Origin of the sequence: Pseudomonas sp. FDAARGOS_761 (assembly GCF_013343155.1) — a bacterium.
GTDB lineage: Bacteria > Pseudomonadota > Gammaproteobacteria > Pseudomonadales > Pseudomonadaceae > Pseudomonas > Pseudomonas aeruginosa.
Window position 1 is genome coordinate 3995886 of the sequence record NZ_CP054572.1, and the last position, 25019, is coordinate 4020904.

Below are 25019 nucleotides of genomic sequence, written 5' to 3' on the forward strand. Positions count from 1 at the left end.
GAGTGGCGCGCGGATGAAAAAAAACCGCCGCTTCTTTATAGTGACCGATCCGTTTAGCTCTCAGCCGATAAGCCGAACCCATGTCCGAACCACGCAAGATCCTCGTTACCAGCGCCCTCCCCTACGCCAACGGTTCCATTCACCTGGGACACATGCTGGAGTACATCCAGACGGACATGTGGGTGCGCTTCCAGAAGATGCGTGGCAACCAGGCCGTCTACGTCTGCGCCGACGACGCCCACGGTTCGGCGATCATGCTCCGCGCCGAGCGCGAGGGCATCACCTCCGAGCAACTGATCGACGCCGTGCGCGCCGAGCACATGGGCGACTTCGCCGACTTCCTGGTGGACTTCGACAACTACCACTCGACCCACTCGGAAGAGAACCGCGAGCTGTCCAGCGCGATCTACCTGAAACTGCGCGACGCCGGGCACATCGACACCCGCCCGGTGACCCAGTACTTCGACCCGGAAAAGCAGATGTTCCTCGCCGACCGCTTCATCAAGGGCACCTGCCCGAAGTGCGGCACCGCCGACCAGTACGGCGACAACTGCGAGGCCTGCGGCGCGACCTACGCCCCGACCGAACTGAAGGACCCGAAATCGGCGATCTCCGGCGCCACCCCGGTGCTAAAGGAATCGCTGCACTACTTCTTCAAGCTGCCGGACTTCGAGGCCATGCTCAAGCAATGGACCCGCAGCGGCGCCCTTCAGGAGTCGGTGGCCAACAAGCTCGCCGAATGGCTGGACAGCGGCCTCCAGCAGTGGGACATCTCGCGCGACGCGCCGTACTTCGGCTTCGAGATTCCCGACGCTCCCGGCAAGTACTTCTACGTCTGGCTGGACGCGCCGATCGGCTACATGGCCAGCTTCAAGAACCTCTGCGCGCGGCGTCCCGAGCTGGACTTCGACGCGTTCTGGGGCAAGGACTCCAGCGCCGAGCTGTACCACTTCATCGGCAAGGACATCGTCAACTTCCACGCGCTGTTCTGGCCGGCCATGCTCGAAGGCGCCGGCTACCGCAAGCCGACCGCGCTGAACGTGCACGGCTACCTGACCGTGAACGGCCAGAAGATGTCCAAGTCGCGCGGCACCTTCGTCAAGGCGCGCACCTACCTCGACCACCTGGACCCGGAATACCTGCGCTACTACTACGCCTCCAAGCTCGGCCGCGGCGTCGAGGACCTCGACCTGAACCTCGAGGACTTCGTGCAGAAGGTCAACTCCGACCTGGTCGGCAAGGTCGTCAACATCGCCAGCCGCTGCGCCGGCTTCATCCACAAGGGCAACGCCGGCGTGCTGGTCGACGCCGATCCTGCGCCGGAGCTGCTCGCCGCCTTCCGCGAGGCCGCCCCGGGCATCGCCGAGGCCTATGAGGCCCGCGACTTCAATCGCGCCATGCGCGAGATCATGGCCCTCGCCGACCGCGCCAACGCCTGGATCGCCGAACAGGCGCCCTGGGCGCTGGCCAAGCAGGAAGGCCAGCAGGACAAGGTCCAGGCCGTCTGCGGCCTGGGCATCAACCTGTTCCGCCAGTTGGTGATCTTCCTCAAGCCGGTGCTGCCGAAGCTGGCCGCCGCCGCCGAAGCCTTCCTCAACGTCGCCCCTCTGACCTGGGCCGACCACCGGACCCTGCTGGCCAACCACCAGCTGAACCCGTTCCAGCCCCTGATGACCCGTATCGAGCCCGCGAAAGTAGAAGCCATGATCGAAGCCTCCAAGGAAGACCTCGCCGCCGCATCCCAACCCGCCGGCAACGGCGAGCTGGTCAAGGAACCCATCGCCGCGGAGATCGACTTCGACGCTTTCGCCGCGGTCGACCTACGCATCGCCCTGATCGAGAAGTGCGAATTCGTCGAAGGCGCCGACAAGCTGCTGCGCCTGTCGCTGGACATCGGCGACGCGAAGCGTAACGTGTTCTCCGGGATCAAGAGCGCGTATCCCGACCCGAGCGCCCTGGAAGGCCGCCTGACGCTCTATGTGGCCAACCTGGCGCCGCGCAAGATGAAGTTCGGGGTGTCCGAGGGCATGGTCCTGGCCGCCGGCCCAGGTGGCGAGGAGATCTACCTGCTGAGTCCGGACAGCGGTGCCAAGCCGGGCCAGCGCGTCAAGTAACGCAGACCACGAAGCCACGGAGGGCTCGATAGAATGAACGCATGGAAGCTTGCCGCCGGCGTCCTGCTGGCGGCGCTCTACGGATGCTCCGCCGAACACGCCGAAAGCGTCTCCGGCAATACCGGTTTCCAGGGCGAGACGGGCAAACCCGGCACCGCCCTCGCCTACGAACACCGCGTCGGCATCCGCCTTCCCGCCGCGCGTATCGACGCGCAACTCGCCGCCAGCCGCGACGCCTGCAACAGCGAGCGCTTCGGCCAGTGCGACGTGCTCGCCATCGAACAACGCGGCGGTATCGGCCATTACGCCGAACTCACCGTGCGCATCGTCCCGGACGGCGTGGAGAAGCTGGTCGCGGCCGCTGCCGAGGGCGGCACGCTGGAAAGCCGGCAGACCCGCGCCGAGGACCTGGCCCAGGCGGTCGCCGACACCCGCCAGCAACGCGAGCGCCTGCAACGCGAGTACCAGACCCTGCAGCAATACCAGGGGCGCAAGGACATGAGCGTCGGCGACCTGCTGGCCCTGGCCAAGGAAATCGCCGCGGTGGAAGCCCAACTGGCCGACAACGCCCAGGCCGGCGCCCAGCAGCAGCGGCGCATCGCCACCAACCTGCTGACCCTGAGCTTCAGCAGCGAGGCGCAGCCGGACAGCCGCCTCGGCCAGCTCGCCACGGCCGCCGGGCAACTGCTCGACGACCTTGTCGATGGCACCATCGCCGCGATGAAGTTCTTCGCCTACAGCCTGCCGTTCCTCGTCGTGCTGCTGCCGCTGGGCCTGTTGCTGCGCGGCCTGTGGCGCTGGCTGCGGCGGCCCGGCAAGAACGAGGCGCGCTGAGCCCAGGCATACGGGCGGACCGGGAGGGTCCGCTCTTTCGCCCAGGACCGCCTGACGGGCCTGGCAACTCACAAGGAGGAAGACCGATGACCGCCACCAGCGACCTGATCGAGTCACTGATTTCCTATAGCTGGGACGACTGGCAGGTGACCCGCCAGGAAGCCGGCCGGGTGATCGCCGCGATCCGCAACGACAACGTGCCCGATGCGACCATCGCCGCACTCGACAAGAGCGGCTCGCTGATCAAGCTGTTCCAGCGGGTGGGCCCGCCGGAACTGGCGCGCTCGCTGGTCGCCAGCATCGCCGGGCGCACCACCATGCAGCGCTACCAGGCACGCAATGCCTTGATCCGCAGCCTGGTCAACAATCCCCTGGGCACCCAGACCGACAACTGGATCTACTTCCCCACCATCACCTTCTTCGACATCTGCGCCGACCTCGCCGACGCCGCCGGCCGCCTGGGCTTCGCCGCGGCCGGTGCCACCGGGGTGGCCAGCCAGGCGATCCAGGGTCCGTTCAGCGGGGTCGGCGCCACCGGCGTCAATCCGACCGACCTGCCGTCCATTGCCTTCGGCGACCAGCTCAAGCTGCTCAACAAGGACCCGGCGACCGTCACCAAGTACAGCAACCCGCTCGGCGACCTGGGCGCCTACCTGAGCCAACTGTCGCCGCAAGACAAGCTGAACCAGGCACAGACGCTGGTCGGCCAGCCGATCAGCACGCTGTTCCCCGACGCCTATCCGGGCAACCCGCCGTCTCGGGCCAAGGTCATGTCCGCGGCTGCGCGCAAGTACGACCTGACGCCGCAACTGATCGGCGCGATCATCCTCGCCGAGCAGCGTGACCAGACCCGCGACGAAGACGCCAAGGACTATCAGGCGGCAGTCAGCATCAAGAGCGCCAACACCTCCATCGGCCTCGGCCAGGTGGTGGTCTCCACCGCGATCAAGTACGAGCTGTTCACCGACCTGCTCGGCCAGCCGGTGCGCCGCGGCCTGTCGCGCAAGGCGGTCGCCACCCTGCTGGCTTCCGACGAATTCAACATCTTCGCCACCGCCCGTTACATCCGCTACGTCGCCAACCTGGCGTCGCAACAGGACCTGCGCAAGTTGCCGAAGACCCGCGGTGCATTTCCCTCCATCGATCTCCGCGCCTACGCCGGCAATCCGCGCAACTGGCCGCGGGACAATGTCCGCGCGCTGGCCTCGGAATACACCTCGCGGCCCTGGGACGACAACCTGTCGCCGGGCTGGCCGATGTTCGTCGACGATGCCTACGCCACCTTCCTCGACCCTGGAATGAGGTTCCCATGAAGACAGTCGCCCTGATTCTCGCCAGCCTCGCCCTGCTGGCCTGCACCGCGGAGTCCGGGGTGGACTTCGACAAGACTCTGACCCACCCGAACGGCCTGGTGGTGGAGCGCCCCGTCGGCTTCGACGCGCGGCGCAGCGCCGAGGGCTTCCGCTTCGACGAAGGCGGCAAGCTGCGCAACCCACGCCAACTGGAGGTCCAGCGCCAAGACGCGCCACCCCCGACCGACCTGGCGAGCAGGCGCCTGGGCGACGGCGAGGCGCGCTACAAGGTAGAGGAAGACGACGGCGGCTCCGCAGGCAGCGAATACCGCCTGTGGGCAGCCAAGCCGGCGGGCGCGCGGTGGATCGTGGTCAGCACCAGCGAGCAGAGCGAGGATGGCGAACCGACCTTCGCCCTGGCCTGGGCGCTGCTGGAGCGGGCCAGGTTGCAGTGAGCGCGACCCCGGGAGACGCAACGGCAGTCCGTCTCCCGGTCTTTCGTACGTGTTTGCGCTAGCCTTGCAGGGCAATCCCACCCGATAATAGGGGGGTTCCCCCGACGGCCCCGGCCCTGCAACGAATGCTTCGCGTATGACTGAACTCGCCCTGATCCTGGTCAGCGCCATCCTGGTCAACAACTTTGTCCTGGTGCAGTTCCTCGGCCTGTGCCCGTTCATGGGCGTGTCGCGGAAGATCGAGACGGCCATCGGCCTGTCCCTCGCCACCACCTTCGTCCTGACCCTGGCGGCGATGTGCAGCCATATCCTGCAACGCTACGTGCTGCGCCCGCTGGACCTGGAGTACCTGCGCACCATCGGCTTCATCCTGGTGATCGCGGTGGTGGTGCAGTTCACCGAGATGCTGGTGAAGAAGACCAGCCCGCTGCTGTACCGGGTGCTCGGCATCTTCCTGCCGCTGATCACCACCAATTGCATCGTCCTCGGCGTCGCCCTGCTCAACGCCAACAAGGCTGAATACGGCTTCCTCCAGGCCACTACCCAGGGCTTCGGCGCCGGGCTGGGCTTTTCCCTGGTGCTGGTGCTGTTCGCCGCCCTGCGCGAGCGCATCGCCATCGCCGACGTGCCGGCGCCGTTCCGCGGCGCGGCCATCGGCATGATCACCGCCGGCCTGATGTCGCTGGCGTTCATGGGCTTCAGCGGGTTGGTCCGGCCATGAACGGCGTGTTCCTGGCGATCGGCGCGCTGCTGCCGATCTGCCTGGCCGGCGGTGCGCTGCTCGGCTATGCGGCGGTGCGCTTCCGCGTCCAGGGCGACCCGGTCGCCGAGCAGGTCAACGCCCTGTTGCCGCAGACCCAGTGCGGCCAGTGTGGCTACCCCGGCTGCAAGCCCTACGCCGAGGCGATCGCCGCCGGCGACAAGATCAACAAGTGCCCGCCGGGCGGCGAAGCGACCATCCGCGCCCTCGCCGACCTGCTCGACCTGGAGCCCGAGCCGCTCGACGCCGCCGAGGAAACCCCGCCGCGGGTAGCCTACATCCGCGAGGCCGAATGCATCGGCTGCACCAAGTGCATCCAGGCCTGCCCGGTGGACGCCATCGTCGGCGCCGCACGGCTGATGCACACGGTGATCGCCGACGAATGCACCGGTTGCGACCTGTGCCTGGAGCCCTGTCCGGTGGACTGCATCGAGATGCGCGAAACCCCAGACGACGTGCGCCACTGGAAATGGCCGCAGCCGTCGCCGCGACTGATCGCCAGTGACCGGGAGCGAGCGGCATGAGCGCCCTGCACGCCTTCCCCGGCGGCCTCTGCCTGCCGGCCAACAAGGAGCGCTCCACCGCCCTGCCGATCCAGCAGGCGCCGCTGGCGCAGCGCTACATCGTGCCGCTCGGCCAGCACATCGGCGCGCCGGCGCGGCCTTGCGTGGAAGTCGGCCAGGCCGTGCTCAAGGGCCAGACCATCGCCCTCCCGGACGGCACCGTCAGCGCCGCGCTGCATGCCCCGACCTCGGGTACCGTGGTGGCGATCGGCGCACACCCCTATCCGCATGCCTCCGGTCTTCCCGCGCCGGCCATCGTCATCGCCAGCGACGGCCTGGAGCGCTGGACCGAGCTGCATCCCTGCCCGGACTTCCACGCCGAAAGCCCGCTGGCGCTGCTCGAACGCATCCGCGCGGCCGGCATCGGCGGTCTCGGCGGCGCCGGCTTCCCCACCGCGGCCAAGCTCGCCGCGCGCCCGGCGGAAAAGATCCATACGCTGGTGGTGAACGGCGCCGAATGCGAGCCCTACATCAGCGCCGACGACCTGCTCATGCGCGAGCGCGCCACGCAGGTGCTGGGCGGCATCGATATCCTGGTGCAGATCCTGCGCCCCGAAGAGGTGCTGGTCGGCATCGAGGACGACAAGCCGGAAGCCATCGCCGCCCTCGGCGCCGCCCTCGGTGAACGGCCCTATCGCATCGTCGCCCTGCCGACCCGCTATCCCTCGGGCGGCGAGCGCCAGTTGATCCAGTTGCTCACCGGCAGGGAAGTCCCGGCGGACGGCCTGCCGGCGGACATCGGCATCCTGTGCCAGAACGTCGGCACCCTGGCCGCCGTGCACGATGCCGTCGTCCTCGGTCGGCCGCTGATCTCGCGGATCACCACCCTCGCCGGCGGCGCCCTGGAGCGGCCGATGAACGTCGAGGCGCTGATCGGCACGCCGGTGCACGAGCTGCTGGCGTTCGCCGGCCTCGCCGAGGGACGCCTGGAACGCGTGCTGATGGGCGGGCCGATGATGGGCTTCGCCCTGCCCGATCTCTCGGTGCCGCTGATCAAGACCTGCAACTGCCTGCTCGCCGGCGATGCCACGGAGCTGCCGGAACCAGTGCCGGCCATGCCCTGTATCCGCTGCGGCGACTGCGCCCAGGTCTGCCCCGTCAGCCTGCTGCCACAACAACTGCATTTCTTCGCCCTGGGCGACGAGCACGAGCAATTGCTCGCCCACAACCTGTTCGATTGCATCGAATGCGGCGCCTGCGCCTACGTCTGCCCGTCGAGCATTCCCCTGGTGCAGTACTACCGCGCGTCCAAGGCGGAGATCCGCGAGCAGCGGCAGAAGTTGCTGAAGGCCGAACAATCCCGTGAGCGTTTCGAGCAACGCCAGGCTCGCCTGCGCCGCGACGAGGAGCGCCGGGCCGCAGAACGCGCCCAACGCGCCGAGAAGGCCGCGCGGGCGCGCGCCGCCCAGGCCGAGCGCGAGGAAGCCGCCCCCGCCACGGCGGTCGACCCGGTGCAGGCGGCGATCGAGCGGGCCAGGGCGCGCAAGCAGGCCGGTAGCGGCAGCGAACGACTGAAACGGCTGAAGATCGAAGCGAGCATGGCGCGGGTGGCCCTGAAGAAGGCCGAGAAACAGTTGCTCAGCCACGACACCCCGGAACAGCATGGCCTGGTCGCGGAACTGCGCGCCGCCGCCGAGGCCGCCGACAAGGCCCTGGCCGATGCCGAAGCCAGCCTGCCGCGCGACCTACCCAGCGCACCGCCTGCCGCGCTCGACGACGAAGCCGAACTGAAGAAGGCCAAGGCCCAGGCCGCCATGGCCCGCGCCCAGCTCAAGCGCTCGGAAAAGGCCTTCGGCGAAGCGCCCGGCGCCGAACAGCGGGCGACCCTCGACGAACTGCGCGCCGAGGTCGAGCGTTGCGAAGCCACCCTGGCCCGCCTCGAGCGTCACGCGCCGAAGCCCGCGGCGCCCCGCGACGACGGCCAGGCGGCGCTGAAGCGGGCGAAGATCGCCCTGGTCGGCAAGCGCGCGGCCTTGAAGAAGGCCGAGCAGGCCGGGGTGATGGACAGCGAGCTGGAACGCCTGCGCGGCGAGCTGCAAGCCGCCGAGCGCGACCTGCATGCCGCCGAGGACGCCTGCGGCAAGCCGGCGCCGGAGCTGGTGCGGATCGACAAGCGCCCGGTCGACCCGCACACCCGCGAGCTGAAGACCGAGCTGGCCTACGCCCGCGCCGCCCTGAAGAAGCTCGAACGCCTGGCGAACGCCGACCCCGCCGCACTCGCCGCCGCCCGCGCGCGCCTGAGCGCCGCCGAGCGCGCCCTGACCGAACACGGTACGGAGTGACCATGGCCCTGCCCCGCCCCACCTCGCCCCACGCCCGCGGCTCCAACCGTACCCCGGCGATCATGCGCCTGGTGCTCGGCGCCTGCGTCCCCGGCCTGCTGACGCTGACCTGGCTGTACGGCCCGGGCACCCTGCTCAACCTGGCCTGGGCCAGCCTCGTCGCGCTGGCCTGCGAAGCCGCCATGCTGGCCCTGCGCAAACGTCCGCCGGGGGTGTTCCTCAAGGACGGCAGCGCACTGGTCACCGCCCTGTTGCTGGCAGTCGCCCTGCCGCCCTACGCCCCCTGGTGGCTGACCCTGGTGGCGACCTTCTTCGCCCTGGTATTCGGCAAGCACCTGTACGGCGGCCTCGGACAGAATCCGTTCAACCCGGCGATGCTCGGCTACGTCGTGGCGCTGGTCTCGTTTCCCCTGGAAATGACCCGCTGGCCCTCGCCGGACAGCGCCCTCGGCCTGCCCGACAGCCTCCGCGAATTCCTCGGCCTCGCTAGCCGGCCGGACGCCTGGGCCCACGCCACCGCCCTCGACGTGCTGAAGACCGACCGCAGCCTGACCGTCGACGAGCTGTTCGCCGGCAACCCGGCCTTCGGCCACCTCGGTAGCGCCGGCAGCGAGTGGGTCAACCTGGCGTTCCTCCTCGGCGGCCTGTTCCTGCTCTGGCGCCGGCTGTTCACCTGGCACGCGCCGCTGGGCATGCTCGCCGGCCTGTTCGCCATGAGCCTGCTGTTCTGGAATGGTTCCGGCTCCGATTCCCATGGCTCGCCACTGTTCCATCTGTTCAGCGGGGCGACCATGCTCGGCGCCTTCTTCATCGTCACCGACCCGGTGTCCGGCGCCACCAGCAATCGCGGGCGGCTGGTCTTCGGCCTCGGCGTCGGCGTCCTCACCTACGTCATCCGCGCCTGGGGCGGCTATCCCGATGGCGTGGCGTTCGCCGTGCTGCTGATGAACCTGGCGGCGCCGACCATCGACTACTACACCCGGCCGCGCACCTACGGCCATCGCAAGGCCGAGCGCGGCTTCAAGGCAGGCGACTGATGGACGCTGCGACTCGCCGTTCGATGCTGCGCAACGCCCTCCTGCTCGGGCTCTTCGCCCTGGTCGGAGTGGGCCTGGTAGCACTGGTGCAGCAATTCACCGAAGCGCGCATCGCCGAAGCCCAGCGCGAGGCGCGCGGCCGCGCCCTGCTGGAACTGCTGCCGCCGGGCAGCTACGACAACCATCCGCTGGACAGCCAGGTGCCAACCTTCGCGCCGAAGCTGCTCGGCCTGGATGCGCCGCGTCCGGCCTATGTCGCCCGCCTGCACGGCCAGGCCAGCGCAGTGATCCTCCAGGCCAGCGCGCCGGATGGCTACAGCGGCGCCATCCAGCTACTGGTCGGGGTCACCGCCCAGGGCCGGCTGCTCGGCGTACGGGTCGTCGCGCACAAGGAAACCCCCGGCCTCGGCGACCGCATCGAACTGGCCAAGAGTCCCTGGGTGCACGGTTTCGACGGCAAGAGCCTGGGCGATCCGGCGGACGCCGGCTGGGCGGTGAAGAAGGACGGCGGTACGTTCGACCAGTTCGCCGGCGCCACCGTCACCCCGCGCGCCGTGGTCCGCGCCGTGCACAAGGCGCTGCGCTACTTCGACGCCAACCGCGAACGCCTGCTCGCCCCCGAAGAGGCTGCCGGACATGAGTGAACAAGATTTCCGCGAGATCGCCCGCAACGGCCTGTGGCGCAACAACCCGGGTCTGGTCCAGTTGCTCGGCCTGTGCCCGCTGCTGGGCACCAGCAACTCGACGGTCAACGCCCTCGGCCTGGGCCTGGCCACCATGCTCGTGCTGGCCTGCTCCAATGCCGCGGTATCGTTGGTGCGCGGCGCGGTGAGCGAGGCGATCCGGCTGCCGGCGTTCGTCATGATCATCGCCGCGCTGACCACCTGCATCGAACTGCTGATGCAGGCCTGGACCTACGAGCTGTACCAGGTCCTCGGCATCTTCATCCCGCTGATCACCACCAACTGCGTGATCCTCGGCCGCGCCGAGGCCTTCGCGGCGAAGAACGGCGTGCTGCGCGCCAGCTTCGACGGACTGCTGATGGGCCTCGGCTTCGCCCTGGTCCTGCTGGTCCTCGGCGGCCTGCGCGAGCTGCTCGGCCAGGGTACCCTGCTGGCCGACATGCACTTGCTGTTCGGCCCGGCGGCGGCGGACTGGAAGATCCAGCCGTTCCCGCAGTACCAGGGCTTCCTGCTGGCGATCCTGCCGCCGGGCGCGTTCATCATGCTCGGCCTGCTGATCGCCCTGAAGAACCGTATCGATGAAAGCCTGGCGGAACGCGCCAAGGTGCAGGCGGGCGACGTACCCGCCACCCAGCGCCAGCGCGTCCGCGTCACCGGAGTGATTGAATGAATGCCGCCAAGCGCGCGGATATCTTCCGCCGACTGCACGAAGACAACCCCGAGCCAAGGACCGAACTGGCCTACACCACCCCCTTCGAACTGCTCATCGCGGTGATCCTCTCCGCCCAGGCCACCGACGTCGGGGTGAACAAGGCCACCGCCCGCCTCTATCCGGTGGCCAACACCCCCGAGGCGATCCACGCCCTCGGCGTCGAGGGGCTGTCGGAGTACATCAAGACCATCGGCCTCTACAACAGCAAGGCGAAGAACGTCATCGAAACCTGCCGCATCCTCATCGAAAAGCACGGCGGCCAGGTTCCCGACAACCGCGAGGACCTCGAAGCCCTGCCCGGGGTTGGCCGCAAGACCGCCAACGTGGTGCTCAATACCGCCTTCCGGCAACTGGCCATGGCGGTGGACACGCATATCTTCCGCGTCGCCAACCGCACCGGCATAGCACCGGGAAAGAACGTTCTGGAAGTGGAGAAGAAACTGCTGAAGTTCGTGCCGCGCGAGTACCTGCTCGATGCCCACCACTGGCTGATCCTGCATGGCCGCTACGTCTGCAAGGCGCGCAAGCCGCAATGCGGAAGCTGCCGGATCGAGGACCTGTGCGAATACAAGCACAAGACTTCAGACGATTGATCAACTATTCGAAATCCTATCTTTACGATTGAAAAAATCTTTTTTACCAGCCACGGCTTTGTCGCTATAAGGTGCGCCATTACCACCCCATAAGTTGGAGTGAATGTCATGGCAAAAGCCAAAGAAGAACTCGAGATCGACGACGAAGCCGGCGTTGAAGAGGATGACGGCGAGGAAACCAGCGTCGAGGTGGCCAAGACCAACCTGACCAAGCGTCGCATCATCGACAACCTGCTGGAAGAACGCCGCCTGCAGCGCCAGTTGTCGGACTACGACTTCGACCTGTGAGAGCGCCGCCCACACCGCAAGCAAGCCCCGCAATTGGCGGGGCTTCGTTTTTCCGGCGGCCATGAAAAGCCCGCCGAAGCGGGCCTGAACACCAGTGCGATCGAGCCGAGACCGCCATGCCCAGCCGGCACGCGCCGGGCGGCGGCCACGGCAACCGCTATCCGACGGTTGCCGTCCCGGCCGTCCCAGATAACGCCCTCAGGGTCGCAGTTCGAACAGCGCCGGCAGCGGCGGCCACTCCGAAGGCACCTTGCGGAAGCGACTGAAGCCGGCGGCCTCGGCCATCTGCCGCGCGCGGTCCTCGCCCATGAAGGCGCCGAGACCCTCGCCGCCGTGGGACAGCGAACAGGTCATGCAATACAGCGTGCTCTGCGGGTACATCACGCGACCGAACAGGTTCATGTTCTCGTGCAGTTCCTGCGACAGGTTGAGTTCCACCATCAGGTAGGTCCCATCGTCGGCGGTCGACTCGCGCAGGTCCTTCATCATCTGCTGCGGGTCGGTCGCGTCGTGGATGACCACGAAGGTCGTGACGAAGTCGAACTTCTTGCCCGCCAGCGCATCGGAATCGCTGACCTCGAAGCGCACCCGGTCGCCGACCCCCGCAGCCTCGGCGTTCGCCCGCGCGCGTTCGATGGACGGCGCGTGGAAGTCACAGCCATAGACCTGGGCTTCGGGGAACGCCTTGGCCATCATGATCGCGGCCAGCCCGCTGCCGCAGCCGAAATCGAGCACGCTGCCACCCGCCTGGAGCTTTTCCTTGACGCCATCCAGCGAAGGAATCCAGTGCTGCACGAGGAAGTGCTTGTACCAGGGCATGGTCATGCGCTCCATGCCTTCCCAGGTTTCCAGCGGGAAGGATTCCTCGGGGCAACCGCCGCCGCAGCGGAAGGCCTCGATGATCTTCGGCGCCATGCTCACGAAGGGCACGCTCAACTGGATGATCCCGCCGGCGAAATAAGGCGAGTCCTCGTCGGCGAGCACCGGGACGAACTCGGCCGGCAACCGATAGCTCCTGCTCTGCGGATCGTAGGCCAGGTAGTTGCCGGTGACCATGCTGCCCAGCCATTCGCGCAGGTAGCGGGTGGTGTAGCCGGTCTGCTGCGCCAGCTCCTCCAGGGTCACCCATTGGCCATGGGCGAGCGCCTTGAACAGCCCCAGGCGGTCGCCGATGTAGAGCATCGCGCCGCGCAGGGTATTGCCGTAGTCCTCCATGATCCGCGCTGAAAACTGCTTGACCTTCGCGGTTTCGATCTCGTTAGCCTTTGTCATTCTTGTTCTCCGTTGATGTGCAGTACCGCCGCCTCTGGCGGCGGGTGATTCAGTGGTGGCTGGCGACCTTGTCCAGCACCTTGTCGACGATGGTCCCGGCCATGCCGAGATGGCTCCGCGGCTCGAACAGCCTGGCCAGGGTTTCCTTCGGCATGACGGCGCCCACCCGCGGATCCGACTCGAGCGCCTGGCGCATCGGAATCCGCTTGCGCTGGCAGGCCTGGGTGATCTCGAAGATGATTTCGTAAGCGCTGCTCTTGCCCAGTTGCTTGGCCATCTCGAAGACGAACGCCTCGGTACAGATCGCATCGCTGTATGCATTCGCCGTCCGCGCCATGGTCTCGTCGTGGACCGTGAGCCCGTCGATGGTGTCGGTCAGCAGCGACAGCGCCATCAGCGCATAGTGGGAAACGTCCGCCACCGCACACCATTCCAGGCGCGTGCCGCGGTAGTCCCGCTCGTGCTCGAGGATCATGGCGTCCAGCGCGAGCAGGACCTGGGCCTTGGCCAGCCTGGCCAGCACCACAACCTGCTCGCAGCCTTCCGGATTGCGCTTGTGGGGCATGGTGCTGCTACCGATCTGCTGCTGCGTCCAGCCCACCTCCAGCTCGCCGATCTCCCAGCGGTTCAGGGTGCGGATCTCGTCGGCGATCCGCGCCAGGGACGCGGTGACCATGGCCAGGGTGCTGACGAACTCGGTAACCCGGTCGCGGGACACGTGCCAACCCGCCAGCGGCACGTCCAGCGACAGCCGCCGCGCGAAGCTTTCGAGCAGGAGCATGGCCTCGTCGCCGAAGGCGGCCATCGTGCCCACGCCGCCGAACAGTTGCACCACCAGGATCCGCTTGCGCGCCTCGCCCAGGCGTTCGCGGTGACGCAGCAACTCGTCGATCCAGCCGGCCACCTTCAGCCCGAAGGTGGTCGGCAACGCCGGGATCGAGTGGGTCCTGGCGACCATCAGCGCATTGCGGGTCCCGCTCGCCAGCACCGAGAGCCGGTCCAGGAGGATGTCCAGCGCCCGCTCCGTTTCATCCAGCACATCGCGCATTTCCAGGGACTGCGCGGTGTCCTGGATATCCTGCGTGGTCGCGCCGAAATGCACGTACTCGCGCGCGCTGGGGCTGCAGTTCCGTTGCAGCGCGCCCAGCAGGGGCATCAGCGAATGCCCGGTGCTGGCCACGCCCTCGGCGATCTGCTGCAGGTCGACGGCCGAAAGCCTGGCGGCCTTCGCGATCTCCAGCGCGGCCTCGGGCGGGATGACGCCGACATCGGCCTGCGCCAGCGCCAGCGCCGCTTCCACGTCGAGCCAGCGTTGCAGGCGGCAGTGGCTACAGAAGATCCGTCGGCTCACCGGGCCGGCGTAGCCGCCGCCATGGGTTTTAGAGTCAACGATGTGACTGTGTTCGTGCTTGCAGGACGACTCGGCCGGTGCGCCGCCGAAGCTCTGCGGATGCGCGGTGCACGAGGAACGGGCAAGCATTTCCAGCGATTCAGCATCCATCACCTATCCTCCATCACGTACTGGGACTGACCGGTATTTCCTTGGGAAGAGGCGGCGCCTTCGGGCCTGTCGCCCGACGCGCCGGTTCGTGGTTTGCCGGCGACCAGGTCGACCATCTCCGCGGCGAGGCCGACGTAGCCGACGGGGTCGAGCAGTTCTTCGAGCGCCTCGGCGCTGAAACAGCCGCGCAACCTTGGCTGCCCGAGCAGCGCCTCGCGGAACGGAACGCCCTGCCGCTGGGAGGCCTGGGTTATCTCATGGAGCAGTTCGTGGGCGGTCTGCTTGCCGAACTGCCCCGCCAGCGCGAGCATGACCCGCTCCGACAGGATCAGCCCACCCAGGAGGTCGAGGTTGGTGCGCATGCGTTCCTCGCGCACCTCGAGCCCCTCGGCCAGCACCGCCTCCATGCGGGTCAGCAAGGCGCCGGCGTAGACGAACAGCTCCGGCAACGCCGCCCACTCGATGCGCCAGGCGGTGCCGTCGCGCTCGTGCAACTGGAACGCGGCATCGGTGAGCGCCACCATCTGCGCCCGCACCAGCCGCGACAGCGCGCTGACCAGGTCGACCGACGACGGGTTCCGCTTGTGCGGCATGGTGCTGCTGCCCACCTGTCCCGGCCGGCTGCCCTCGCGTACCTCGTCGATTTCGCTGCGCTGCAGGTGGTAGATCTCGTTCGCCACCCGGCCCAGCGTCACCGACACCTGGACCAGCAACCCGGCAACCTCCAGCACCCGGTCCCGGGCGCTGTGCCAACTGGTCGACGGCGCGCCGAGGCCAAGCCTGGCCAGGGTTCGCCGCTGTAGCTCGAAGCCCTGGGCGCCGAACGACGCCAGGGTTCCCACGGCACCGGTCAGGTTGCCGACCAGGACGCGTTCGCGCGCTTCGTCGAAGCGCGCCAGGTGACGGTCGATTTCATCCACCCAGACGGCGACCTTGTAGCCGAAGGTCGTGGGCAGCGCCTGCTGCCCGTGGGTGCGTGCAACCATCGGCGTGTGCTGGTGGCGCAGGGCAAGCGCCAGCAGATGGCCACGGATCGAGTGCAGGAGCCCGAGCGCATGGCCCCAGGCTTCCTTGACCTGCAGCATCAGCCCGGTGTCGAGGATGTCCTGGGTGGTCACGCCATAGTGCACGTACTCCCCCCAGCTACCCTCGCACGACCTCGCCAGGGCGCGGATGGTAGGCACCAGCAGGTGCCCTGTCTCCAGGCTTTCGCGGCCCAGTTGGGTGAGGTCGAAGCGCTCCACCTGGGCGGCGCGGTCGATCTCCCGCGCCGCCTCGTGGGGGATGATGCCCATCTCGGCCTGGGTCGCCGCCAAGGCTCGCTCGACATCCAGCCACCTCCGCACCTGGTTGGTATCGGAAAAGATCGCGGCGAATGCCGGGGACGAGTAGGCGCCCCCGTGTATACGGGATTCCGTAATGTGACTTGGCATTTTCGAGTGCTCGCTTTGTCCCGGTGGAAGTCACTTGACGCTCTGCATCTCTTCCCAGATCGCGTCGTAATAGGCCCTTTCCACACGGAAGTGCTGCGATAGCGAGGTCAGGAACGCATTCTGGAACTGCACGTCCGGAATCCGCCGCGCGATGAGTTGCCATTCGCGCTTGGCCCGCGGCGGTACGAGGCTGATGTGGACCTTGTAGTACTCCGCCTGGTCCTCGCTCAGGCCGGCCTGGAGCAGGGCCCGATAGAGCTTTTCGTGGTTCCCCGGCACGACCAGTTCGGTGATGTAGAACACCGCCAGCCCCCAACCGACCTCGGCATGCCGGAAGGCACGGGCGCGATTGTTCAGGTAGGCGATTTCCTCGGGCATCGTCGAGACGGCCTGGAAGTCCGCCTCCAGGCCGATGGCTTCGAGCAGCTTGGCCAGCAGGCGCGGATGCGAACCCTTTTCGTCTTCCTCGCCCAACTCGCCATAGAGGTAGCGCGCGAGCGCCGCGGCCTCGTCCACATCGGTCAGGTTGACCAACAGATCGGCCGCATCGCGGTACAGGCGGAAGGTGCGGAACCACTGGTGACGGAGGAACACCTGGAGCTGCGCGCGGGAGGCCGAGCCGGAGAACACGTACTGCGACATCGGGTGCCGCTCGCGGGACTGCGCGGCGATTTCCTGTTCGAGACGCTTCTGGAAATCCTCCTCGGACAGCGCCCTGGAAAGATCGGCGGCGGGCATGAAACGCTCTTCGACGCGATAGATCGCCCGGGCCAGCCAACGCCGGGTCTGGGCGGTCGCCACGTCGTCGCTCAACGAAAGGACGTAGAGCAACTGCTGGTACGCGGCATAGGCCTGGCGGTCGCCCTTGAGCCCTGCCTCGGCCAGCGCGGCCAGCTTGCTCGCGGCGCTATCGATCTGGCGGGAAGTAGCGTGGACGGCCAGCGCATCGGCAACGATGCGTGCTTCATCGATGGGCAGGTTCTGCAACTGCGGCAGGGAAAAATTGCGGGTATTCATCCTGTACTCCTTGTTCTTGTTCTGGATAGGCATCAGGCCATGGTCAGGGAATTCGCCTGCATCTGCTCCCAGAGCAGGTCGAAGTAGGCCCGGTTGATTTCGAAGTGGCGCGCCAGCGACTGCATGAACTTGCGCTGGAAGTCTTCGCTCGGCGCGAACTTGGCGATCAGCGCCCACATCTCCTCGGTATCGATCTCGTCCTGGGTGCCGTGCAGGCGATGGAACTCGCTGGGTTGCTCGGGCACGCCCAGGCGCTGCAGGAGTTCGTAGATGCGCCGGTGGTTGACGCAGCTCACCGACTCGACCGCGTACAGGAGCGCAAGGCCCCAGGCGACATCGGTGTGCCGCACGCAACGGATACGGTTGTTGAGGTAGGCCTTCTCCAGCGGATGCAGCGCCGGGAAATCGATGCGCAGCGGAATGTCGAAGTAGGTCATCAGGTGGGACAGCAACGCGGGGTGCGAGCGCTCCGGCGTCTCCGCCCCGGCCTCGCCGTAGAGGTTGCGATAGAACACCGAGGCGTCTTCGATGTTTTCGAAGCGGAAGGCCAGCTCCGCCAGGAGACTGTAGAAGTTGTAGGAACGGACCCAATGGTGTTCCAGGAAGAAGTGCACGTCCTCGACCGGCGGCGTGCCCTGGAACAGGTGGACCGACATGGGATGGCGCACCCGGCTGCGCGCCTCGATCTCGGCGTCGACCTTCTTGCGGAACTCCTCCACCGGGACGGCGCTGAAACCGGCCGGCTCGGGAGCGAAACGATCCTCGACCAGGTAGACCTGGCTCGCCATCCAGCGGCGGGTCGGCTCCGTATGCGGATCGCTGCCTACGTGCAGTTCCAGGAGCAACGCCTGGTACTGCGCGTAAGCCGAAGCATCACCGCCCAGGCCTTTGGCCGTGACCGCGAGAATCGCCTCGAGCGCGAGCGTGATCTGGTCCAGGGAGGCACCCGGTTTCAAGGCTTCAGCCAGGAGAACCGATGCATTTCGGGCAGGTTCCGACATTGTCCGCTGGGGGCGGATATTCATATCGGAGGAAGAATTGCAGCATTGCTGTAACGGATTTGAAGTCATTTGGATCACCCTTGTTTTTGTTGTTGTGCGGGGCGACCGTAAAGCTTGCCACGGTGGCAAGGTCAAGCAATGCAGCGGCCTTGTCGGCGGACAACGGAGTTCGCCGAAAGGTGCTCTTCGATAACACTTTATGCGCTGCGAAAAACCCCGAGCTAAAGGCCTGCGAATCCATCGGAGAATAACTTTTAGGGTTTCCTGTCAGCGCCTCTTGCCGTTCACATAACTGTCACCTCGCGGCCGACTGAAATATTGATTTACAAATTCCAAAGAGTTCTTTCCACAATAGCCAAGCGCCATTGATGGCATATGGACGCGGACTTCAATGAAAATCATTTTCCTATTGCCGGCACTGGGCGAAACGCTACTATCCGACCCTACGCCTGCGTCATGCCCATGCACTCAACGGCCCTCCGGATAACCGGCCTCGCTCAACGCCTCGAGGAATGCGTGCTTGTCCAGAGTGCTCTCGACCCTGGCCTCGCGCCGAGGGGGATCGGTCTCTACGCGCGCCTGGGGATCGACGCCGTGGAGGATACGGGTGACAGTCTTGGCACAACCGCCGCAGGTCATGTTCGGAATATGGAAAGAAAACATCGCAACCTCCTGGTTTGTTGACTCCTGCGAACCATGAGTCCTGCCATCGTGACAAGGTCAACTCATAAATCTCTCAGGTAAACCAAACTTTCAAAAATTCATATGAATAGTTCCAGAGGTTATTCCGCAAACTTAAAACAACGAGCAAAGCCAAGTTCGAACATATAGAACAACTCCGCCCGACAACCGAGATACCGCGTCAGCCAGCTCCACTCACCATTGAGGAACCTCTCGACGATATTCTCCGTGCGGCGCGAGCGCAGAGGCACAGGAGTGACTTCATCCAATAAGAAACGGCGGGCAGCCGGAACGTACCTGAAGAACAGTGAGAAAGTAATACTTCCCCACTCTTCTGAACATTGAATTCCCGAGCAGATACTTTCCATCTGCCCTCTTCACTCATCCATCTGAATGAACTACCGAAAAAGAGTTCGGAACCGACTTATCGATAAGGCGGACAGGGACGAGTGATCCGCGCCAGGCAATCCGTACTCCCGGGGTTCGCCAAATAACCGGAGGACGCGCCGCACGGCCCTCGACCCAGGCAGTCGAGCGAAGGCCGGCGGCTGATCAGGAGCGACTGTCGCGCTGCCGTGCCACGCCTGGAGAGGTATCGTCGGTAGCCACACCACAGCGCCGCGCCCCCGCGCAGGCCTCCCAGCCACCCCCCAGCGCCTTGTAGATACCCACGACGGCAAGGCGCTGCTCGGTGCGCGCGATGCTCAATGCGCGCCGGCTGAGGTAGTCCGAGCGTTCCGCCTCGAGCACGTCCAGGTACTCGCCGTCCCCCTGGACGAAGCGCTCCCGGGCCAGGCGCGCCGCCTCGCGATTGGCCGTCGCCTCGAGCAGGCGCAGGCGGAGCCTGTCAGCGGCAGCGCCATAGCCGTTGAAGGCATCATCGGTCTCCTGCAGGGCGCGCAGTACCGTCCGGTCGTAGAGGATCAATGCCTCCTGCGCACGGGCTTCGCTGGCGGCGATCCGCGCCCGCACGCGACCGCGGTCGAGTAACGCCCAGCGAATCACCGGGTTCAGGACGTTGAAGGACGTACCACTCTCGTCCAAAGCATCGAGATTGCCGGCGACCAGGCCGATCGAGCCGCGTACCTCGACCTGCGGATACAGCCCCGCGGTCTCGACGCCGATACGTGCGGTCGCGGCCGCCAGGTTGCGTTCGGCCGCGGCGATGTCGGCGCGACGCGCCAGCAGTCCCGCCGGGTCGCCGACCCCGAGGGTGCGGAGCGTCAGCCTTTCCCCGGAGGCGCGGGCGACCGGCGGGCTGAAGGCCTGCGGGGCTTCCGCGAGGAGAACGGCCAGCGCATTGCGGGTGGCGGCGCGGCGCCGTTCGAGGTCGGGCACGGCCGCCTCGACGTTGTGCAATAACGCTTCGGCGCGCAACCGGTCGAACTCGTGGGCGGAGCCGGCGCTGACCAGGCGCTCGACCATCTCCAGGCTGTCGCGCTGGTTGCCGGCGATGTCATGGACCACCGCAAGTTCGGCCTCGATGCCCTGTAGCTGGAACCAGGTCATGGCAACCGTAGCCGCGACGCTCGCCTGCACGTTGCGCAGCAGGGCCTCGCGCGAACCCGCCTGCGCCTCGGCGGCCTCCACCGAGCGCCGCACCCGGCCGAACAGGTCGATTTCCCAGGAAGCATCCAGCGCGCCGCGATAGGTCTCGATGTCGCGCTGCTGGCCGGCCGGTGTTTCCACCTCGCCGCGCCGCCGGGCCTGGTAATCGAACGCCGGCCCGCCGCGCGGCAGGAACTCCTCGCGGTTCTCGCGCAGCAGCGCCTTCGCTTCGTCCAGGCGCGCGCCGGCAAGGGCGATGTCGAGGTTCGCCGCGAGCGCCCGCTGGATCAGAGACTCCAGGGCTGGCTCGTCGAACCCGCGCCACCACTCGATCTCCACGCCACTGCCATCGATACCCGCCGGCATCGCGCCGAAGCTGGCCGGTGCGGACGCGCTCGGCGGCGCATAGTCGGGCCCCACCGCGGCACAGCCGCCCAGCAGGATCAGCGCGCTCAACGAAGACCGCAGGTATGGCTTCATGGACGGCCTCCCTCCAGATGCGCCAGGCTGCCGCCGGCGCGTCGCTCCAGGCGCGCCGCCAGTGCCCGTACCAGTACGTAGAACACTGGCGTGAGGAACAGGCCGAACAGCGTCACCCCGAGCATCCCGGCGAATACCGCGACGCCCATGGCCTGGCGCATTTCCGCTCCGGCGCCGCTGGCCATGACCAACGGCACCACGCCGGCGATGAACGCCAGCGAGGTCATCAGGATCGGCCGCAGGCGCAGGCGGCAAGCCTCGACCACCGCCTCCAGCGCACGGGCGCCCTCGGCCTCCAGCGTGCGGGCGAACTCGACGATCAGGATCGCGTTCTTCGCCGCCAGGCCGACCAGCACCACCAGCCCGATCTGGACGAACACGTTGTTGTCGCCGCCCACCAGCCACACCCCGGCGATCGCGCTGAGCAGGCACATCGGCACGATCAGCAGGACCGCCAGCGGCAACAGCCAGCTGTTGTACTGCGCGGCGAGGATCAGGTAGGCCAGCAGCACGCACAGCGGGAAGATGAACAGCGCGCTGTTACCGGCCAGCTTCTGCTGGTAGGTCAGGTCGGTCCATTCGAAGGTCATGCCCTCGGGCAGCACTTCGCCGGCCAGGCGCTCCATCAACGCCACCGCCTGTCCCGAACTGACGCCGGGAAGCGCGCCACCGCTGATATCGGCCGACGGATAGCCGTTGTAGTGGATCACCCGGTCGGGACCGGAGCTGGGCGTCACGGTGACGAACGAGGACAGTGGCAACATCGCCCCGGCGGCATTGCGTACCTGCAGGCGCCCGATGGCTTCGGCCTGCATGCGGTGCGGCGCATCGGCCTGGGCAGTGACCTTGTAGGTGCGCCCGAAGCGGTTGAAGTCGTTGATGTACAGCGAGCCGAGGTAGACCTGCAATGCCTCGAACACATCGGCCAGGCGAACGCCCTGGCTCTTCACCTTGGTGCGGTCGACCACCACCTCGAGCTGCGGGGCATTGATATCGAAGCTGGTCATCAAGCCCCCGAGCTGGCCGGACTCAGTGGCCTTCATCATCAGCACCTGGGTCTGCCTGGCCAGGGCTTCCAGCCCGGCGCCGCCGCGATCCTCGACCTGCATCTTGAAGCCGCCGATGGTTCCCAGCCCCGGTACCGGCGGCGGTGGGAAGACCCCGAGGAAGCCGTCGGGAATGCTGGCGAACTTGGCTTGCAGGCGCCCGGCGATGGCCAGCGCGCCGAGATCGGCGGAGGTGCGCGATTCGAACGGGTCGAGCATGAAGAACATGACCGCGGCGTTCGGCACGTTGACGAAGCCGTTCACCGACAGGCCCGGGAAGGCCACGACGCTCTCCACCCCCGGCTCGTCGAGGCCGATCCGGGACATCTGCCTGACCACCGCATCGGTACGCTCCAGCGACGCTCCGTTCGGCAACTGGGCGATGCCGACCAGATAGTACTTGTCCTGCATCGGCACGAAGCCCGGTGGCACCGCCTGGAAACCGACCCAGGTCAGGCCAAGCAGGCCCCCATACACCACCAGGGCCAGGCCGCTCACCCGCACCACCTTGCGCACCGCGTTGCCGTAGGCCTCGGGGGCATTTCGCAACGGTCGGCCGAGGGCCTGGAGCAGTCGCTGGAAGCGCCCCGCCACCGCATCTCCGGCCGGCCGCGGACGCAACAGCAGGCCCGCCAGGGCCGGGCTGAGGGTCAGCGAGTTGAGCGCCGACAGGATGGTGGAGATGGCGATGGTCAGGGCGAACTGACGATAGAACTCGCCCTGCAGGCCACTGAGAAAGGCCGTGGGGATGAACACTGCCGCCAGCACCGAGGTGATCGCCATGATCGGTCCGGTGACCTCGTCCATCGCACGCCGCGCGGCCTGGAGCGGCGGCTCGCCGTTCTCGATGTGGCGCTCGACGTTTTCCACCACCACGATGGCGTCATCGACGACGATGCCGATCGACAGCACCAGGCCGAACAGCGACAGGGTATTCAGCGAGAAACCCATCAGATGCATGACGGCGAAGGTGCCGACCAGCGAGACCGGCACGGCCATCAGCGGAATCAGCGAAGCACGCCAGCTACGCAGGAACAGCACCACCACCACCACGACCAGCAGGATCGCCTCCAGCAGGGTGGTGGCCACGGTCTGCAACGAAGCGCGGACGAACACCGTCGGGTCGTAGGCGATGCGCGCGCTCAGGCCGGCCGGGAAGTTGCCTTCGAGCCTCGCCACGGTGGCACGCACCGCCTCGGCGGTATCCAGCGCGTTGGCTCCGGGGCTCTGGACGATCTGCAAGGCCACCGCCGGCTCGCCGTCCAGCAGGCTGCGCAGCGCATAGGCATCGCCGCCCATCTCGATCCGCGCGACGTCGCGCAGGCGCGTCACCTGGCCGTCGGCGCCGGTGCGGACGATGATGTCGCCGAACTGCTCTTCGTCGCTCAGGCGCCCGAGGGTATTCACCGTGACCTGGAAGGCCGCGGTGGAGTCCGGCGCCTGGCCGACGGCGCCGGCCGCCACCTGGACGTTCTGCTCGCGAACCGCGGCGATCACCTCGCCCGCCGTCAGCCCGCGCGCGGCGATCAGGTCGGGGTCGAGCCACAGGCGCATGCTGTATTCGCCGGCGCCCCACACCACCACATCGCTGATCCCCGGCAGGCGCAGCAGTTCGTCGCGCACCTGGAGGTAGGCGTAGTTCGAGATGTACAGCGGGTCGTAGCGTTGCTCCGGCGACAGCAGGTGCACCACCATGAGGATGTCCGGCGAGGTCTTCTGGGTGACCACGCCCTGCCGCTGCACCTCGTCGGGCAGGCGCGAGAGCACCCGCGAGACCCGGTTCTGCACCTGGATCTGGGCCATGTCGGGATCGATGTGCTGGTCGAAGGTGATGGTCAGGATCATTCGCCCGTCGGTGGCCGACTGCGAGGACATGTACAGCATCCCCTCGACCCCGGTGATCGCCTGCTCCAGCGGCGTCGCCACCGTCTGCGCGATCACGTCGGGGTTGGCGCCGGGATAGGCGGTGGTCACCTGCACGGTCGGCGGCGTCACCGCCGGGTATTCGCTCAGCGGCAACTGGAAGAACGAAACGATGCCTCCGATCATCATCAGCACCGAAAGAACGATGGCGAAGATCGGCCTATCGATGAAGAAGCGTGGGAATGTCATTGTGCGGCCCCCACGGTCTTCGACAGGTCGACGGGCGTGCCATCGATTTCCGCAAGGAGCGGCGTGATCTGCATGTCCGGCCGCACCAGGCCCTTGACGACGATGCGCTCGCCCGGCTGCAGGCCCTGGCGGACGACCCGCAGGCCGTCGACCATCGGGCCGAGTTCCACCGGCCGGTACTGGGTCTTGTTGCCTTCGTCGACGACCAGCACATAGCGCCGGCCCTGGTCGGTGCCGATGGAATGGTCGGCGACCAGCACCTGCTCGCGAGGCTTGCCGGTCTCCAGCCTGACCTTGGCGAACAGCCCCGGCGTCAGTTGCCCGTCCGGGTTGTCGACCACCGCCCGAACCCGGACCGTGCCGGTCCCGCGGTCGGCGGCATTGGCGAGGAAATCGAGGCGACTGCTTCGTCCATAGGACTCGTCGGTGAGCAACGCCACCTTGACCCTGGGGGCCTGCTCGCCTTCCCTGCCGCGGGTCGGCGCCAGGGCCTGCAGGTAGGTGCGCTCGTCGACATCGAAGTACACGTACAGCGGATCGACCGAGACGATGCTGGTCAGCGCGGTGACGCCATTGGTGACGTAGTTGCCCTCGGTGACCTGGATATGCCCGACACGCCCGCCGATCGGTGCCGTCACCCGCGTGAAGCCGAGATCCAGTTGCGCCGCGTCGAGGGCGGCCCTGGCCGCATCGACCTGGGCCTTGCTGGCATTGCGCGAGGCGATGGCGCTGTCGAGCCGCTCCCGGGCGACGACCTTCCGCGCATACAGCAGCTCGGCTCGCTCGTGTTCGGTGCGCGCCAGCAACGCCGCGGCCTCGGCCTCGCGCAGGCGCGCCCTGGCGGCATCCTGCGCCGCCTTGAACACGCGCGGGTCGATGAGGAACAGTTGCTGGCCCTTCTCTACCAGGCGGCCTTCCGGCACCGTAACGTCCTGGATGTAGCCAGCGACGCGCGGCCGCAGTTCTACCTGCTCGACAGCGGTCAGCGAGCCGGTGAACTCGGCGTAGGGTGTCACCGGGCGAACCACCACCTCGGCTACGGGAACGCTTGGCGGGGCGCTCGCCGCTCCCGGCGGCGCCGATTCCCCGCAGCCAGCGATAAGGGCCGCGACACCTAGCGTCGCGGTGATGCGGATGAAGTGTCTGAGATTCATTGTTATGCCTTCCTGGTCTGAGCCTGCGTGGCCTGGCTGGACGAAACCGCTTCCGTGGCCGGTTATCGACCTTGACACCTTGGCAAGGTCAACCCCCCTTTTTTCCGACCTCATGGCGAAGGCGCAGCGAGCTTTCGGCCGGTCACCGGGGGCGGGACGCC

At 67.1% G+C, this 25019-nt stretch carries 22 protein-coding genes; 12 read left to right on the top strand and 10 right to left on the bottom strand.

The window, feature by feature from the left end:
• The first annotated feature begins 80 nt into the window (after positions 1–80).
• The 12 genes from metG to FOC67_RS18690 all read left to right on the top strand — a co-directional run bounded on the left by metG (position 81) and on the right by FOC67_RS18690 (position 11613).
• Positions 81–2114: a methionine--tRNA ligase gene (metG, locus tag FOC67_RS18635; RefSeq protein ID WP_009313624.1), complete on the top strand. Its 2034-nt coding sequence runs from the start codon at positions 81–83 to the stop codon at positions 2112–2114.
• 33 nt (positions 2115–2147) lie between these two features.
• Positions 2148–2948 carry a DUF4349 domain-containing protein gene (locus FOC67_RS18640; protein ID WP_003111060.1) on the top strand — a complete coding sequence of 267 codons (801 nt, stop codon included), beginning with the start codon at positions 2148–2150 and terminating at the stop codon, positions 2946–2948.
• 86 nt (positions 2949–3034) lie between these two features.
• On the top strand, positions 3035–4261 hold the full coding sequence (gene tse3 / locus FOC67_RS18645) for a type VI secretion system effector muramidase Tse3 (protein WP_009313623.1): 1227 nt from the start codon (positions 3035–3037) through the stop codon (positions 4259–4261).
• The gene (gene tsi3, locus FOC67_RS18650; RefSeq protein WP_009313622.1) at positions 4258–4695 is read left to right on the top strand and encodes a T6SS effector muramidase immunity protein Tsi3; all 438 of its coding nucleotides are present in this window, start codon (positions 4258–4260) and stop codon (positions 4693–4695) included. The genes tse3 and tsi3 overlap by 4 nt, the downstream gene beginning before the upstream one ends.
• A gap of 136 nt (positions 4696–4831) precedes the next feature.
• Positions 4832–5416, top strand: a complete 585-nt coding sequence (rsxA, locus tag FOC67_RS18655) for an electron transport complex subunit RsxA (RefSeq protein ID WP_003092041.1) — start codon at positions 4832–4834, stop codon at positions 5414–5416.
• Positions 5413–5979: an electron transport complex subunit RsxB gene (rsxB, locus tag FOC67_RS18660; protein WP_003092043.1), complete on the top strand. Its 567-nt coding sequence runs from the start codon at positions 5413–5415 to the stop codon at positions 5977–5979. The genes rsxA and rsxB overlap by 4 nt, the downstream gene beginning before the upstream one ends.
• Positions 5976–8300: an electron transport complex subunit RsxC gene (rsxC, locus tag FOC67_RS18665; protein ID WP_009313621.1), complete on the top strand. Its 2325-nt coding sequence runs from the start codon at positions 5976–5978 to the stop codon at positions 8298–8300. The genes rsxB and rsxC overlap by 4 nt, the downstream gene beginning before the upstream one ends.
• A 2-nt stretch (positions 8301–8302) precedes the next feature.
• Positions 8303–9337, top strand: a complete 1035-nt coding sequence (locus FOC67_RS18670; RefSeq protein ID WP_009313620.1) for an RnfABCDGE type electron transport complex subunit D — start codon at positions 8303–8305, stop codon at positions 9335–9337.
• On the top strand, positions 9337–9981 hold the full coding sequence (gene rsxG, locus FOC67_RS18675; RefSeq protein ID WP_003092047.1) for an electron transport complex subunit RsxG: 645 nt from the start codon (positions 9337–9339) through the stop codon (positions 9979–9981). Before FOC67_RS18670 ends, rsxG begins: the two co-directional genes overlap by 1 nt.
• Positions 9974–10690: an electron transport complex subunit E gene (locus FOC67_RS18680; protein ID WP_003092049.1), complete on the top strand. Its 717-nt coding sequence runs from the start codon at positions 9974–9976 to the stop codon at positions 10688–10690. Before rsxG ends, FOC67_RS18680 begins: the two co-directional genes overlap by 8 nt.
• A complete protein-coding gene (gene nth / locus FOC67_RS18685) occupies positions 10687–11325 on the top strand; it encodes an endonuclease III (protein ID WP_009313619.1) in 639 nt (212 codons plus the stop codon). Before FOC67_RS18680 ends, nth begins: the two co-directional genes overlap by 4 nt.
• Positions 11326–11433: 108 nt before the next feature.
• The gene (locus tag FOC67_RS18690) at positions 11434–11613 is read left to right on the top strand and encodes a PA3496 family putative envelope integrity protein (protein WP_003092052.1); all 180 of its coding nucleotides are present in this window, start codon (positions 11434–11436) and stop codon (positions 11611–11613) included.
• Between the two features lie 198 nt (positions 11614–11811).
• Here the strand turns inward: FOC67_RS18690 and FOC67_RS18695 are convergent, their stop codons facing one another.
• The 10 genes from FOC67_RS18695 to mexP all read right to left on the bottom strand — a co-directional run bounded on the left by FOC67_RS18695 (position 11812) and on the right by mexP (position 24858).
• Complete coding sequence (locus tag FOC67_RS18695) at positions 11812–12885, bottom strand: class I SAM-dependent methyltransferase (protein ID WP_003092054.1); 1074 nt, start codon at positions 12883–12885, stop codon at positions 11812–11814.
• A 49-nt stretch (positions 12886–12934) separates the two neighbouring features.
• Positions 12935–14386, bottom strand: coding sequence for an adenylosuccinate lyase family protein (locus FOC67_RS18700; RefSeq protein ID WP_009313618.1), 1452 nt, complete (start codon positions 14384–14386; stop codon positions 12935–12937).
• Positions 14386–15819 (bottom strand): adenylosuccinate lyase, encoded by a 1434-nt coding sequence (gene purB, locus FOC67_RS18705; RefSeq protein ID WP_009313617.1) that lies wholly within the window; start codon positions 15817–15819, stop codon positions 14386–14388. Before purB ends, FOC67_RS18700 begins: the two co-directional genes overlap by 1 nt.
• A 30-nt stretch (positions 15820–15849) precedes the next feature.
• Complete coding sequence (locus FOC67_RS18710; protein ID WP_003110004.1) at positions 15850–16836, bottom strand: HOASN domain-containing protein; 987 nt, start codon at positions 16834–16836, stop codon at positions 15850–15852.
• 32 nt (positions 16837–16868) lie between these two features.
• Complete coding sequence (locus tag FOC67_RS18715; RefSeq protein ID WP_009313616.1) at positions 16869–17906, bottom strand: HOASN domain-containing protein; 1038 nt, start codon at positions 17904–17906, stop codon at positions 16869–16871.
• Complete coding sequence (locus tag FOC67_RS18720; RefSeq protein ID WP_174707700.1) at positions 17797–18078, bottom strand: hypothetical protein; 282 nt, start codon at positions 18076–18078, stop codon at positions 17797–17799. The genes FOC67_RS18715 and FOC67_RS18720 overlap by 110 nt, the downstream gene beginning before the upstream one ends.
• Positions 18079–18305: 227 nt before the next feature.
• The gene (locus FOC67_RS18725; protein ID WP_003092060.1) at positions 18306–18500 is read right to left on the bottom strand and encodes a heavy-metal-associated domain-containing protein; all 195 of its coding nucleotides are present in this window, start codon (positions 18498–18500) and stop codon (positions 18306–18308) included.
• Between the two features lie 570 nt (positions 18501–19070).
• Positions 19071–20546, bottom strand: a complete 1476-nt coding sequence (gene opmE, locus FOC67_RS18730) for a multidrug efflux transporter outer membrane subunit OpmE (protein ID WP_003122178.1) — start codon at positions 20544–20546, stop codon at positions 19071–19073.
• Positions 20543–23704 carry a multidrug efflux RND transporter permease subunit MexQ gene (gene mexQ / locus FOC67_RS18735; protein WP_009313615.1) on the bottom strand — a complete coding sequence of 1054 codons (3162 nt, stop codon included), beginning with the start codon at positions 23702–23704 and terminating at the stop codon, positions 20543–20545. Before mexQ ends, opmE begins: the two co-directional genes overlap by 4 nt.
• Positions 23701–24858: a multidrug efflux RND transporter periplasmic adaptor subunit MexP gene (mexP, locus tag FOC67_RS18740; RefSeq protein ID WP_003117521.1), complete on the bottom strand. Its 1158-nt coding sequence runs from the start codon at positions 24856–24858 to the stop codon at positions 23701–23703. Before mexP ends, mexQ begins: the two co-directional genes overlap by 4 nt.
• Positions 24859–25019: the final 161 nt, after the last annotated feature.